The 13754-nt window shown below is 44.4% G+C and carries 9 protein-coding genes, 2 tRNA genes and 3 pseudogenes; 5 read left to right on the top strand and 9 right to left on the bottom strand.

Translation table 11 applies throughout. From position 1 onward, the window contains the following. Together nirB and CCZ37_RS15070 are read right to left on the bottom strand one after the other, a co-directional pair. Nucleotides 1-2589, bottom strand: coding sequence for a nitrite reductase large subunit NirB (gene nirB, locus CCZ37_RS15080; protein WP_094501274.1), 2589 nt, complete (start codon nt 2587-2589; stop codon nt 1-3). A 684-nt stretch (nt 2590-3273) separates the two neighbouring features. Next, nucleotides 3274-4053 carry an N-acetylmuramoyl-L-alanine amidase gene (locus CCZ37_RS15070; protein ID WP_094501272.1) on the bottom strand — a complete coding sequence of 260 codons (780 nt, stop codon included), beginning with the start codon at nt 4051-4053 and terminating at the stop codon, nt 3274-3276. 376 nt (nt 4054-4429) lie between these two features. On the opposite strand from CCZ37_RS15070, the pseudogene CCZ37_RS15065 reads away from it, so the two are divergent. Further along, a pseudogene (locus tag CCZ37_RS15065) lies at nt 4430-4666 on the top strand (helix-turn-helix domain-containing protein); the annotation flags it as partial. 28 nt (nt 4667-4694) lie between these two features. Here the strand turns inward: CCZ37_RS15065 and CCZ37_RS15060 are convergent. Both CCZ37_RS15060 and CCZ37_RS15055 read right to left on the bottom strand, forming a co-directional pair. Further along, nucleotides 4695-4956: pseudogene (locus CCZ37_RS15060) on the bottom strand (type II toxin-antitoxin system RelE/ParE family toxin). After that, a pseudogene (locus tag CCZ37_RS15055) lies at nt 4929-5036 on the bottom strand (toxin-antitoxin system subunit antitoxin); the annotation flags it as partial. The pseudogenes CCZ37_RS15060 and CCZ37_RS15055, both read right to left, overlap by 28 nt. Nucleotides 5037-5188: 152 nt before the next feature. Between CCZ37_RS15055 and CCZ37_RS15050 the strand changes: the two are divergent. Next, a complete protein-coding gene (locus tag CCZ37_RS15050) occupies nt 5189-5977 on the top strand; it encodes a lipase family protein (protein ID WP_094501269.1) in 789 nt (262 codons plus the stop codon). Nucleotides 5978-6037: 60 nt separating this feature from the next. Here CCZ37_RS15050 and CCZ37_RS15045 read toward each other — a convergent pair. The 4 genes from CCZ37_RS15045 to CCZ37_RS15030 all read right to left on the bottom strand — a co-directional run bounded on the left by CCZ37_RS15045 (nt 6038) and on the right by CCZ37_RS15030 (nt 9711). Continuing rightward, a tRNA-Cys gene (locus CCZ37_RS15045) sits at nt 6038-6111 on the bottom strand. 37 nt (nt 6112-6148) lie between these two features. After that, nucleotides 6149-6235 (bottom strand) — tRNA-Leu (locus tag CCZ37_RS15040). Nucleotides 6236-6597: 362 nt separating this feature from the next. After that, nucleotides 6598-8043: an ATPase RavA stimulator ViaA gene (gene viaA / locus CCZ37_RS15035; protein WP_094501266.1), complete on the bottom strand. Its 1446-nt coding sequence runs from the start codon at nt 8041-8043 to the stop codon at nt 6598-6600. A gap of 9 nt (nt 8044-8052) precedes the next feature. Beyond that, nucleotides 8053-9711 (bottom strand): ATPase RavA domain-containing protein, encoded by a 1659-nt coding sequence (locus tag CCZ37_RS15030; protein ID WP_094501263.1) that lies wholly within the window; start codon nt 9709-9711, stop codon nt 8053-8055. 277 nt (nt 9712-9988) lie between these two features. Between CCZ37_RS15030 and CCZ37_RS15025 the strand changes: the two genes are divergently transcribed. The 3 genes from CCZ37_RS15025 (at nt 9989) to CCZ37_RS15015 (ending at nt 12470) form a co-directional block, all read left to right on the top strand. Continuing rightward, on the top strand, nt 9989-10504 hold the full coding sequence (locus CCZ37_RS15025; RefSeq protein ID WP_010318320.1) for an NUDIX hydrolase: 516 nt from the start codon (nt 9989-9991) through the stop codon (nt 10502-10504). Nucleotides 10505-10632: 128 nt separating this feature from the next. Further along, the gene (gene ltaE / locus CCZ37_RS15020; protein ID WP_094501261.1) at nt 10633-11646 is read left to right on the top strand and encodes a low-specificity L-threonine aldolase; all 1014 of its coding nucleotides are present in this window, start codon (nt 10633-10635) and stop codon (nt 11644-11646) included. 113 nt (nt 11647-11759) lie between these two features. Next, nucleotides 11760-12470: a TetR/AcrR family transcriptional regulator gene (locus CCZ37_RS15015; protein WP_010318318.1), complete on the top strand. Its 711-nt coding sequence runs from the start codon at nt 11760-11762 to the stop codon at nt 12468-12470. A gap of 10 nt (nt 12471-12480) precedes the next feature. Here CCZ37_RS15015 and CCZ37_RS15010 read toward each other — a convergent pair whose 3' ends face one another. Beyond that, complete coding sequence (locus CCZ37_RS15010) at nt 12481-13746, bottom strand: DEAD/DEAH box helicase (RefSeq protein WP_094501258.1); 1266 nt, start codon at nt 13744-13746, stop codon at nt 12481-12483. Nucleotides 13747-13754 lie beyond the last annotated feature (8 nt).

Genomic DNA, 13754 nt, shown 5'->3' with positions numbered 1-13754 from the left:
TTATTTCTCCAAAACAGGGGTAGAGATTGCCGAATCAGCAAGCGCAATGTGGAATATATCGCCTTTCGCTGCTGGGTGTTTTTCGCCATAAGTCGCAGGACGGTGCTGCTCACGAGCGCTGACGAACACGACGTTCTCATCGCGTAAATCAGAATTAATGAAGTGAGTAAAACGAGTTAATTGCTCAGGATGATTAAGCGTTTCTGTCCATTCACAGCGATAATCAGCAATAAGCTTCGCCACATCCGCTTCGAGTTGATCGTTAATGCCCAACTTATCGTCCACAATCACTTCACGCAGGTAATCAACACCACCTTCTAGGTTGTCTAGCCACACTGAGGTGCGTTGTAATTTATCGGCTGTGCGAATGTAGAACATCATGAAACGGTCGATGTATTTCAGTAGTGTTGCTTCATCTAAATCAGAGGCCAGCAGATCCGCATGTCGAGGCTTCATACCACCATTACCGCAGACATACATATTCCAACCCGCATCGGTCGCGATCAGGCCTAAATCTTTCCCTTGCGCTTCGGCACATTCGCGGGTACAGCCTGAGACACCAAACTTCATTTTGTGTGGTGTACGGATACCTTTGTAGCGGTTTTCAATCAGCACACCCAAACCGACGCTGTCTTGCACACCAAAACGACACCACGTACTACCGACACACGTTTTTGCCATGCGCAGAGCTTTGGCATAGGCTTGGCCTGTCTCGTATCCAGCATCAATCAGTTTGCGCCAAATCTCAGGTAAATCGTCTTTTTGAGCACCAAACAGACCAATGCGCTGCGCGCCCGTCACTTTGGTGTAAAGTTTGTATTCTTGAGCGACATTCGCTAGCACCGCAAGCGCTTGTGGTGTGACTTCACCACCCGCCATGCGTGGGATCACCGAATAAGTACCGTCTTTTTGCATGTTGCCCAAGAAGTTATCATTGGTGTCTTGCAAACTGACCAGCGATGGCGAGAGCACATGATCCCCCCAACACGAGGCCAGAATCGAACCAATTGTTGGCTTACAGACTTCGCACCCATAACCGCGTCCATGTTTTGCCAACATCTCATCAAAACGTTTGATACCGTTAATGCGGATCAAATGGAACAGCTCTTGGCGTGAATACGCAAAGTGCTCACAAATATCGTTTTTGACTTCCACACCCGATTTAGCCAGTTCAGCATTCAGAACCGACGTCACTAAAGGCACGCAACCACCACAACCGGTTCCTGCCCCTGTCACGGCTTTAATCGCGCCGAGCGTATGATGACCATCGGCCACGGCTTGGGCAATTTTCGCTTTAGTCACATCAAAACAAGAACAGATCACCGCAGTATCAGGTAGTGCATCCGCGCCTAATGCCGGTTTTTCAGCGCCAGCATGCGCGGGTAGAATCAAGGTGTCTGGGTGTTTGGGTAGCTCAATATCATTGAGTTTGAGTTGCAGTAAATCGCCGTAATCTGACGTGTCGCCAACTAAAACTGCACCAAGCAATTTTTTACCGTCTTCAGAAACGATAATGCGCTTATAAACTTCATCTTCTTCATTTTGATAGACGTAGCTTTTACAACCGGGCGTTCGTCCATTGGCATCACCAATCGATCCCACCTTCACACCCAGCAGTTTGAGCTTGGCGCTCATGTCTGCACCACTAAATTGGCTCTCATTACCCACAAGATGATCAACCGCAACCGTTGCCATTTTGTAGCCAGGAGCAACCAGACCGAAGAAGGTTTGATTCCAAGAAGCACATTCGCCAATCGCGTAAATATCAGGATCGGATGTTTGGCAGTGATCGTTAATGGCAACGCCACCACGCGGCGCGATGTCTAAGCCCATTTCACGAGCTAATTTGTCCTGAGGACGTATCCCTGCGGAAAATACGATGAAGTCAACTTCCAAATCCGAACCGTCGGCAAATTTCATGGTATTACGAGCGGTCTCGCCTTGAGCAACAATCTCTAGCGTATTTTTGCTAGTGTGAACTTGCACCCCCATCCGCTCAATTTTATTACGCAGTTGTAAACCGCCTTGCAAGTCAAGTTGCTCAGCCATTAATACCGGAGCAAACTCAATCACATGGGTTTGTACGCCCAACGCTTTCAGCGCGCCAGCCGCTTCAAGGCCAAGTAAACCACCGCCTATCACTACGCCGCTTTTGCTCTTTTTCGCGCACGTTTCGATGGCCTTTAGATCTTCAATGGTGCGGTAGACAAAGCAGTCTTTACTTTCATTGCCTTTGATCAGCGGTACAAAGGGATAAGAGCCCGTCGCCAAGACTAATTTGTCATAGCTCACTTCACGGCCAGTATTTGAATAGACCACGCGCTTTTCGCGGTTAATGTTAACCGCCCGCTCGCCCATCAAGACATTAATCGCATGCTTTTGATAGAAACCCGGCTTAACAAGCGAAAGCTCTTCAGCGGTATGGTGTGAAAAGTAGGAAGAAAGATGGACGCGATCGTAGGCAACACGCGGTTCCTCACAAAAAACCGTGACATCAACAGCCGATGCCTCCATTTTTTCGACCAAATCTTCGATATAGCGATGGCCAACCATGCCATTACCGATGACAACCAGCTTCATCCTGCTCATATGGGTTCCTAATTATGGTAACGTTTCATTGAGCGAGATTTTTAATTATGAAAGAAAATGAATTACTGATGTAAATCAATTACAAACTCAAACTACCCTAAAGAGGTAGCCATAAAGAGGAGTATCAAAGAGAAATAAACACGTTATCGTGAAGGCTAGGGGCCGACAGGCATCGGAAGATAATTAATATATACCCAAACAACTTGGAGTTGCAGGTAGGCGGCAAGTGAGTGAGTCCCCATGAGCATAGGCAAACTATGTGATTGGGGTGAACGAACGTAGCCAACACCGCTGCAGCTTCAAGTAGGAAGGGTATAGTATGATCGCTTCCAATCAAACCTGCTCATTTACAACAAAATTGGTCAGTTTTCCTCTGCCAAAGCACTTGGCAGAAGTTATATAAACAACTCAAACACGCTCATTATGCTTTCGAGTAGAAGCTTATGACGGGGTGTTCACCCCACCCTAACCCTCCCCTTGAAGGGGAGGGAATTAATTTCGTGAGTATTAGGCATGCTATTTATGATGAGCGATATAGCTTGCTAGTGTTGAAATGCAAAAAATAATAGATAGCAAGAGGCAAGACCTGAACCTGCGGTTCTCCGAGCTTCATTACCGGCAGCCATATAGCCCCAACTTAAATCCAGAATTACGGGTAATTTTCAGATATTGAAACCTGCAACTTCAAGTTGAACGAGGGGAGGATTTGTATTTATCAACAAGAGAGTAAAGAATTGCCACGGTTTCTATATCTACTTTTCCTGAGTAATTCTCAGGGCGGAAGTGTAACTGAAATGCTCGAATCAATTGTTGATACACTTGAGCATCCTCAGTTTTGGTTGTGTCATAACCATAAGTTTTTAGTTTTTCTAAAATGTCATTTTTGTTTGGAAGATTTGTTTGAAATTTCTTGCAATACTTAGTTTTAGTTTCTTCATCATACCAAGCACCAATCCCTGATAAATAGAGTTCTTTCCAAGGAAAGAGAGCTCCCGGATCGCTTTTTCTACCTGGTGATACATCACTATGGCCTATGATATTAGTTGGTGAAACATCAGGATAACGTTGTAGTATATTAATAGCGAGTGATTTTAAAGCTGCAATCTGTTGTGGATGATAAGGTGAAAAAGTTATTATTCCATTGTTATCTTTTGCTTGATTAACAATCTCGATACCTAAAGAAGTATCATTTAAATTACTTCTACCAGACCAAGCACTAATGCCAGCATGCCAAGCTCTATCATTTTCATTGACTAAGTTGAAAATTCTAACATCTTTAAATCCAGCATTTATATAGGTGGTATCAGTTGGGTCTGGGATTAGATAATGTGCACTAACAGCATTACTGGTTAACGCTTTGACTGATTCGCTAAAATTTAGAGCGGTATAGTGGAAAATTAGAAATCTGGTGCGCTGGTTAAATCCACTTATAGAGCGATAACTGTTGTAGTCTATATTAAACATGATATTTCCTTAACCTTAATGTTGGTTCAAGGCTTAATCATGAAATGGTTTTATTTTAAATGAGTTAGTTGTTTGTTGTTTTTTTGTCAGGTTTTATTTTCCTTGTTAGAACTTCGTATTGTTTATGGTGGTTGTTTTTATATGAGATAGTTACTTTTTATATTAATTAATCTAAAGTTACCAGTCAGTGTTTATTTTTATGGGGTATTGCTCTATAAAAATTTTACTTGTTATTTTTGTTTTATAAATTCATAGCGGTGTACATTTCTTCTTTTTTGCATTTCTATTTTTGTTTAAAATTTATGTGCATTTTTGATATCCCCGTGTTCATTGAAGGTGCTTGATTTTCCATGAAATCAGGATCATGCCACGCACCATAAAAATCGAACTCACTTCTGAACAAAAACGACAACTCGAACTAATGCATGATTACGATCGTGATGGTCGAGTACGTGACCGTATAAAAGCCGTTTGGCTGGCTTCTGAGAGCTGGAGTTAAGTCATGATTTATCAAGCTCTTCGTATCCATGAATCTACCGTCGCACGTCATCTTAGTGATTATGTTCTCTCTGAAAATCTCAAGCCTGAAAGCGGTGGTAGCCAGCGTCGGCTTTTTTTCGTAAGCATCACCGACGCAACTCTCATTCCGCATACATAACAAAAAGAACACGAATCTTTTTATCGTCATACTTGTAGAAAATACGACACGGATTTACGACGACTTCACAATAATTGAGGTGCTGGTGGAATGCGTCCATACTCTGGAAAATCGACCAAACATTCAACTTTTGCGAAAACGGTTTACACCAGCTACTTGGTAGCCACGACATTTTCAATTGCTATGTATTCAGCAGTATCACTCAGATCGGACAGAGTCAGCTCGGTGCAAATGATTTCAGCCATTTTGACATTCTTTCCTTCGCATCTTTATGGCTGACGACTTTGCCATCCGCTAAAGCTCGCTCGCCACGAGCAATGCCTTCAGCATCCAGCATCGTAAGTGTTCAAACGGCTAACGCCCGCCTAAGGGGCTGACTGCATTTAAATACAAAGACTCCCCCACCCCAAACTGCACCGTTCATAAAGCATTCACATTCAACCGCTACGTTAGCTCAATATCTTCGAGAGCTGTCATGTGAAACCACTTAAACGCTATCAATACGAACGCTATGCCGTGCTGTGCAACCTTGCTTATCCCAGAGTGTTTAGGCAGACACGTTATGGTTTTGATCCGAACGGTCAGCACATCATCCGTAACCAGTTTGGTAAAATCATGATTCGAGTGCTGTGGAGTAAAAACCAAGAAGAGGCCGTGGTGGTCATTAAAGGTTCGCACAGTGTCAGTGATTGGCTTTTGAACTTTGCAATGTGGACACGCAGTTGTAAGCACTTAGGATTGGATTACCGTATTCATGCGGGCTTTTACCATCTCCTGCATCAAGAGAGCCTGCCAACGCGCAACGAAGATAAACTCGGCCTATCGGTTTTACAGCGGCTGGAAGCCGTCGTTGTTCCTCTGATCGAGAGCGGCAAACGCATTGCCATTACTGGCCACTCTTCGGGTGGGGCAATTGGGTGTATCTTTGCTGACTACATCGAAAAGAAATACCCAAAATGCATCAAACGCATTGTAACATTCGGCCAACCCGCGATTGGTAATTGGCGTTTTCGTCAACGCTACGCGCTTAGTCACAAAACCTATCGTATTTGTTGTGACCTCGACATCGTCACCTTTATGCCACCCATTCCTTTAATCTATTGGCATGTGGGTAAATTGCTGTGGCTTTACAATGGGCGGATTTACGAAAACACACCAACGTTCATTCGATTAGGCAGGTCTTTATTGAGCTGGCTAATTCGTCCGTTTTCATATCATTTGATGAGTAAGTACATTCGCAATAAGGATTTTTTTGATGAAAGGTAGCCATTGATCGAGACTATTTTGAAACGAGAAATCCCAGCAATTGGCTGGGATCTTCGATAATGGAGGCGCGACCCGGAGTCGAACCGAGGTCCACGGATTTGCAATCCGCTGCATAACCAGTCTGCCATCGCGCCTTTAATTTTTTGTTGCTCTTAATGAGCAAAGAATAGATGGTGCCCCGGGCCGGACTTGAACCGGCACGACTCGAAAGTCGAGGGATTTTAAATCCCTTGTGTCTACCAATTTCACCACCAGGGCACGCAATTCTGGATTGCGATGCCGTCAACTGAGTCAGTTACACACCATCGAAAATTTTTTGAAGTACATTCGCTAGCTTTGTTATTAACAACATTTGGCTATTAACAACATTTGTTATTAAGAACATTTGCTATTAAACATTGCGTTGCAGCTTTTAATAACTTTGCTCATCTTGCTGAGCAACTAACTTCTGACATTGTTCTTTCGGGCTTTGCCGTGAGAACGAGGCGTACTTTAACGGATTAAGAAAATGAGTCAACAATAAATTTTCCACTTATGAATCAAGTGACTAAGAATCGACCCGCAAAGGATAGAAGGCGAACAATTAGAGCAACAATCCATCAGTTTTTATCAAGTGATCGTTACCATTTTTTCATCAGTCTCCCGACGAGATTAGGATGGTATGCCCAGCAGTGATCAAACATCGCCATCAACTGTGGATTACCATAGCGAGACAAACTCACCGCATGAAAACGATTTTTTTGATGTTTTAAGGTCGCGATTTTTTCTAGCAGAGCTTCCGGCGGTTTAGGTGCGATGAAATCCGACAATACGACCAAATCTGCATTGCGGTATTTGTCACTGTTCATCAGTTCAATCGATTGTTCTAGCACAGGGTCTAAATCCGTTCCGCCGTGAAATGAATAACTTAAAAAATCACTCGCTTCACGCAAGCCATCTTGCTTGGTCAGCTCATAGGTAATTTGCTGAGTAGAAAACAGCATCACGTAACACTCGCGCCTCTCAGCCAGCGCGATCTGCATCAGAGCATAAGCCATCGCTTTAGCACACTGTTCTGGGAAACCACTCATGGAACCAGAAGCGTCCACACATACGATGAACGGCCCTTTTTCAATCTCAAACTGTTTGTGTTCTGGCTGGTACGCTTTGACTTTACGCAAGGTGCGAGACTTGCCTTGCATGCGATAGTTCATCAAACGCTTATCCACTAAATGCTTGTAGAAAACCACCTCAAGTTCAGGATAGGCAAGAAACATGGTTTCGTTGGGCAGCAGCTTGTTCAGATCATCACTTTCGTGGATGCCGACGATGTCATCCGTCGCTTGGTCCGATTTCTCCTCCACCATTTGCAGCGCTTCGGCTGGAGTGCGGTTGAGATCCGGGTCATCGACTTCGCCAGCCATGCGCCCAAGCTGTTCAGCAATCTCTTGCAATCCTTTGTTCTTTTTCAAAAATTCCGCATGGCGTTTCATGACACTAATGTCTGTTTTACTGAGCTTCGCCGATGCCATATCCCACAAGCGACCGACGCTGCTTTCATCGCCCGATTCCGTGACTTTATCCATGTTTTTCATGGTTTCCATACGCTGGTACAAATCGGCCAACACTTTTTCTTTGTTACTTTCTAGTTCGTTGATTTGCGCTTGTTTAATCGCATGGCAAAGGCTTTGATACCATTGATCACAAAAGAAATGAGGGAACATGGGGTTATGTAGCCCCTTGTTTTTTTCGATTAAACGACGTGCTTGGAGATAAAATGCTGAGTGCCATTCCAACTGTTTGATTATCTCGTTAATCCGAGTAAAGAAGGTCTCTTCATTCCAGTGAATCACTTCTTGGTATAAGGTCAGCTCTTGTTGAAAACGCTCAGTTTCACACACTTTTGTAATGCGTTTTTTGACACTACCACTCCACTTAGTTAGGTGATTTTTAACTGAATTCGCCACGCCGTGGTTTTCAGCCATCATCATCACTTGCGAGCGCGCAAGCAAATCATTCACTGCCGTATCAATGATGCCCGAGTCGGCAATCATTAACGCTAAATTTAAACCATCGGCCCCAAGCATCTTCTCTCCTTACGCAAAAAACTGGTTTAGGTTTTTAAAACGAAGCACCGTTTTTTCGCATTCGGTATGAGTCGATTCAAGTAATTGCTGCAGCTGCTGCAACGTCGCTTCCATAGCGGTGGGCAGTTCCGGATCAATGAAGTTATGCGGCAAAGCGCCGTGAAACTTAGAACGTACTTTGCGCAAATGATGTTCGGCATGTTGCAACTGTGCAACGGCTTGATCCGCTTTCGTAAGCCACTCTTGATAAAGACTTTCGTCTAAACCTTGCTCAGTCACCAAACTCACCAATACCGAGCGATTAGCAATATCTTTAAGAACGAGGTTATTACCAGCATCTAAATCAAACCTTAAACGGCACAAATTGGTATTTTGATTCACATAACCATACACATCGCCATGCCCCTCTTTGATCGTTCTTTCAAGTTCGATTTTAGGCACATAAACCCAGCGGCTATCGCCTTTTTCTACCTCAGAGACGGACATATTGCTTTGCAGCAATACCAATTTGACCAAGTCATGAGCGGTGCCTACCTGATAGGTTTTTGCCGATTTAGTATCAAACTGATGCACTTGCTTTTTAATCAAACCCGATGATATTTCCAGCGAGAGCAACATGCCAAATTCAGACTCTAGCTCTTCTTGAATCTCAGCCAGCTCTTCACGACACACTACGATTTGATGTTCAACTTCTTGTTGGTCAAAAGCATGTTTCAACGCAAAGTCGCGGATAACGCGGCGCACAATATCGCGAGAATCGGGGCTATTCCAAAGACAATCTTGCAGCAATAGTAAATCAAGCGGGTTGATCGAGTCTCGGCCATTAAAAAACGCACTCGCTTTGAGCAGCTTCACCGCTTTTTTCCAACGGCGATCTGAAACGTACATATCAATACTTGCCGCAGAGGGCTGGTTTTCAACGGCATGCTCTAGCATGTTTTTCAGCTCAAATAACTTTTCAAACACGTCATCTGTCAACAGTAAATCGTCAAGTTGTCGCTGCCATGAGTGATACTCTTCATCGGTAATCGCAAGCCCTTCAGGGATGCACGCTTCTTGTGGCGTACCAATGGTCAGCATCGATTTGAAATTCTGCTTATTTTGAATACGGTTGACAAACACACGCACTAACATGCGATCGTACAAGGCATCTAAACCACTCTCTTCATCCGGTAATTCGTTCGATGCCGAAACCAGAAGACGCATTGGAACACGTTCAATATCGCTGCCATTTTTGAAGGTCTTTTCATTCACTACCGTTAATAAGGTGTTCAAAATGGCGGGGCCTGCTTTCCAAATTTCATCAAGAAAAACCACTTGTGCAGTAGGAAGATAGCCTTTGGTTAGGCGAATATAGCGCCCATTATCTTTTAATTCTTGAATGCTTAATGGACCAAATACCTCCTCTGGTGTTGAGAAACGCGTCATGAGGTATTCAAAATAACTGCTGTTATCGAAGGCTTGGATCAGACGTTTCGCAATCAAACTTTTTGCAATGCCAGGAGGGCCGAGTAGGAAAACACTTTCCCCCGCTAAAGCAGCCAGTAGACAAAGTTTGATGGTGTCTTCACGCTCATAAACACCATCCGATAAAGCCTTAGCAAGCTTATTTATGCGCTCTGAGAGTAGCGCTTTTTGCGCATGAGATGTAGGAGTAAAATTGATCACTTAAGCGCTCCAAATGGTTTGCATACATAACTTTATACGACTGTTATTGTTTTGTTACAAATAGTTTTTAGTATAAGCGCCCACTTATAGCAGATCTCTTTTCTATGAAATTCTTCGAAATCAATGTTTGCATATATGAGACTGACATCACTGATTGTGCAAGCAATATTGATACTTAGGTTATCGTTTTACTTTGTCTTAGCCACAGATTCTCGGTAAGGTTGAACCCTTATCACCATATCAGTCATTGGCTAGCCACAATTAAAGAAGAGTTTGCATGAGCAAAACCATACATACATGGAAAACCATTTCATTAGTGCAAGAGGATGTCACCCTTCCTACAGGCAAAAGCATTGAGCACACCACCATAGTCCATCCGGGCGCAGCCGTGATTTTGCCGATCACAAAGCAAGGCGATATTATTCTGATTAATCAGTTTCGCCCTTCACTCAAAAAGTGGTTGTTAGAGCTCCCAGCAGGCACTTTAGAAAAGGGGGAGCTTCCAGCCGAATGCGCGCACCGTGAGCTTGAAGAAGAGACAGGGTACAGCGCAAATGAGCTGATCGCTTTAGGGCAAGTCACACCATTAGCTGGACTTTGTGACGAAATACAGCACCTGTTTGTCGCTAAACAGTTAAGCAAAACTGCACGATTAGCATGCGACGATGATGAGGTCATTGAGGTGGTGACGCTTTCAATTCAGGAATTGGAGCAAAAAATCATTACTGGGCAAATCACAGATTCAAAAACCATTGCCTGCCTAAGTAAGGCGAAGCTGTGTGGCTATCTATAAAATACTTAGCTATCGATAAAGTGCTTAGCTATCAATAAAGTGCTTAGCTATCAATAAAGTACAAGCACAGATAAGAATTGAAGTGAAAATGCTTCTAGCAAAAATAGAAAAACGCATGAGGAGATTATATGGATTTTCGATCAGATACCGTTACTAAACCCACCGCCGCGATGCGTGAAGCAATGGCTAATGCCGACGTGGGTGATGATGTGTATGGCGATGACCCAACCGTCAACGCCTTAGAAGAGTGGGCCGCGCAGCGACACGGTTTTGAAGCGGCGCTATTTACCACGTCAGGCACACAAGCCAACCTGCTGGGTTTAATGTCACATTGTGAGCGTGGTGATGAGTACCTGTGTGGCCAACAAGCGCACAACTACAAATATGAAGCGGGTGGCGCCGCGGTTCTTGGCTCTATTCAGCCACAGCCAATCGAAAATAACCCTGATGGCACGTTAGACTTCGATAAACTGCGCGCGGCCATTAAACCTGATGATGCCCACTTTGCTCGCACTCAATTACTTAGCCTTGAAAACACCATCAATGGCAAAGTTCTACCACTCGCCTATTTAGCGCAAGCGCGAGCGTTTGTTGATCAACACCATTTGGCACTGCATTTAGATGGCGCGCGCGTATACAACGCTGCTGTAGCGCTGGATGTAGATGTCAAAGAGATTGCGCAATACTTTGACTCAATGACGGTCTGTTTATCTAAAGGGCTTTCCGCTCCTATCGGCTCGCTGCTGTTGGGTTCAAAAACCTACATTGCCAAGGCTCGACGTTTAAGAAAAATGCTCGGTGGCGGCATGCGTCAAGCAGGCATTTTGGCCGCAGCAGGCCATCTTGCATTGACTGAACAAGTCACTCAATTAAGGACTGATCACGACAATGCCCAATATTTAGCGCGCAAATTAGCGGACTTAAACGGGTTTTCCGTCAATCCAGATTTAGTGCAAACTAACATCGTATTTGCCAAATTAGCTGATTCTATCGATATCCATACAATTACCAATCAGTTGGCGCAAGATGGAATAAAAGTTTCGCCAGGCAATCCGGTACGTTTTGTGACCCATAAAGACGTCTCACGCGATGATATTGATTTTCTAATCAGCAAAATCTCCCTTTATCTCCGATCCAATTAACATTGTGCAGTCATAACCTTATCATCGGTTATGACTGCCAAAGCGTTTTTTCCGTGAAACTACCTATCAAATCTGGTACAACTGCGCTCGTTAAAAATGAGACGAGTTAAAAAATGACCAGAAGACAAGGCCGCCGAAGTGCCACTGATGCCCAAAAAACCAAAAGAGACATTCTAGTGGTCGCTGCGGATCTGTTTTGCGAGCTAGGTTATGCACGAGTGTCATTACGAACGATCAGCGAAAAAGCTGGGGTTTCACACAGTTTGCTGCGTCATCATTTCGGTAGTAAAGAGCAAATATGGCGCAGTATCAGCGATGGTCTCCATCTTTATATGGAGAATTATTTACGTCATATATTGAAAGAGATCCCAGCCAACACCCCCGCCAACGTGCAGTTGTATTTGTTCATGGTACGGCTACTCGCGCATATGCTGACCGTCAAACAGCCGATTCAGCTGATCGCCGATGCGGTAAGACAAGAAGATGCTCTGTTTGATTATTTTATCGACAGTGCAGGTGAAATTGAGCAGCTCGTCGAACAACTTGCCGAACAATACAACCGTGAATTTTCAGCCACACCAATAAAGGTGTGGGAGATAAAATGGCAGATGATCATGTATGCGCACGGCGCGGCGAGCCTCACGCCATTTTTAAAAGAAACGTGGTCAGATGAAACTCAAGATGTAAACCAATGCTTACTAAAACATTGGCAACTCTTTAATGACTTGATGATCGCCAAGTTCCATATCGACGAAGCTCAGACGCTCTGTCCGAACTCCATCAATGAACTGCTGTATGATATTGAATCTGACCGGGCCAGATAAAGTAAGCGCTTTATCGCTTACCTCTACCCGCATGGATGTTCAGCTTTGCTTTCATCTTTCTTTTTTCCGCTGAACGGCTAGGTTTACGGCTGCTACGCTCAGTCGGTAGGGCTTCCAACAAACTCGGCTCAAACCCTTTTAACCACTCTTGCGGCAAGCGTTGATTGAGTAAAGCCTCGATCGCTTCAAGCAGATACTCTTCATCTCGACTCATCAAAGAGACAGCGAAGCCCGTTAGCCCGGCCCGGCCTGTGCGGCCAATGCGGTGCACGTAATCTTCCGCTTTATACGGCATGTCGTAGTTAACCACTTGTTCAAGTTGCTGAATGTCAATTCCACGAGCCGCAACATCGGTAGCGATCAACGCTCTAACTTTACCTGCTTTAAAATCATCCAACGCTTTTTGGCGCGCCCCTTGGCTTTTATCGCCATTGATCGAAGCCGCTTTGATGCCGTCCAATTTCAGTTCTTTGGCTAGCTCATCGCTGCCTTGTTTGGTTTTGGTAAACACCAAGACTTGCTGCCAATTACGTGAACCAATTAGATAAGCTAATAACTCGCTTTTACGTTTTTTATCCACTGGATAAACGATCTGTTTTACAGTATCAGCGGTCGCGTTGGCCGGTGAAATTTGCACGCCGACAGGGTCGCGCATCATTTTGTGTGCTAATGCTTTGATTTTGTCATCAAAGGTGGCCGAGAAAAACAGCGTTTGGCGTTCATCATTCATGCGTTGCAAAATACGTTGGATATCAGGCAAAAAACCCATATCGAGCATGCGATCGGCTTCATCCAACACCAACACTTCGGTTTGCGTCAGGATAATGTTGCGCACAAACAGATGGTCAATTAACCGCCCCGGCGTCGCAATTAAAATATCCGTACCGCCACGTAAATTACGTGTTTGCACTTGCATGCTGGTTCCACCATACGCGGTGACAATCTTCAATGTAGTGCTTTGTGCATAAGCACTTAAGCTATCAAACACTTGTTGAGCCAGCTCACGAGTCGGAACCAAAACAAGCGCGCGCACAACTTTACTATTGGCTTCTCGCTCAACTTGGTTATCAAGAAAACGTTGCAAAATAGGTAAACCGAAAGCTGCCGTTTTGCCGGTACCCGTTTGCGCCCCAGCCATGACATCTTTACCAGCCAAAACATGCGGGATAGCTTGAGATTGAACATCCGTCGGTTGTTCAAAACCTAAAGATTGCAGAGCGCTAACTAATGTGGTTGAAAGTCCTAAACGTTGGAATGGGTGCACAGTATCAGACATTGCAGCTT

This window comes from Vibrio qinghaiensis, from assembly GCF_002257545.1.
GTDB classification, from domain to species: domain Bacteria; phylum Pseudomonadota; class Gammaproteobacteria; order Enterobacterales; family Vibrionaceae; genus Vibrio; species Vibrio ordalii.
This window is presented reverse-complemented; position numbering and strand designations above follow the sequence as displayed.

Coding starts and splice junctions, on each gene's coding strand:
- nirB (WP_094501274.1), bottom strand. CDS start 2,589: ATGAGCAGGATGAAGCTGGTTGTCATCGGTAATGGCATGGTTGGCCAT.
- CCZ37_RS15070 (WP_094501272.1), bottom strand. CDS start 4,053: ATGTTTAATATAGACTACAACAGTTATCGCTCTATAAGTGGATTTAAC.
- viaA (WP_094501266.1), bottom strand. CDS start 8,043: ATGCTTGGGGCCGATGGTTTAAATTTAGCGTTAATGATTGCCGACTCG.
- CCZ37_RS15025 (WP_010318320.1), top strand. CDS start 9,989: ATGAGCAAAACCATACATACATGGAAAACCATTTCATTAGTGCAAGAG.
- ltaE (WP_094501261.1), top strand. CDS start 10,633: ATGGATTTTCGATCAGATACCGTTACTAAACCCACCGCCGCGATGCGT.
- CCZ37_RS15015 (WP_010318318.1), top strand. CDS start 11,760: ATGACCAGAAGACAAGGCCGCCGAAGTGCCACTGATGCCCAAAAAACC.
- CCZ37_RS15010 (WP_094501258.1), bottom strand. CDS start 13,746: ATGTCTGATACTGTGCACCCATTCCAACGTTTAGGACTTTCAACCACA.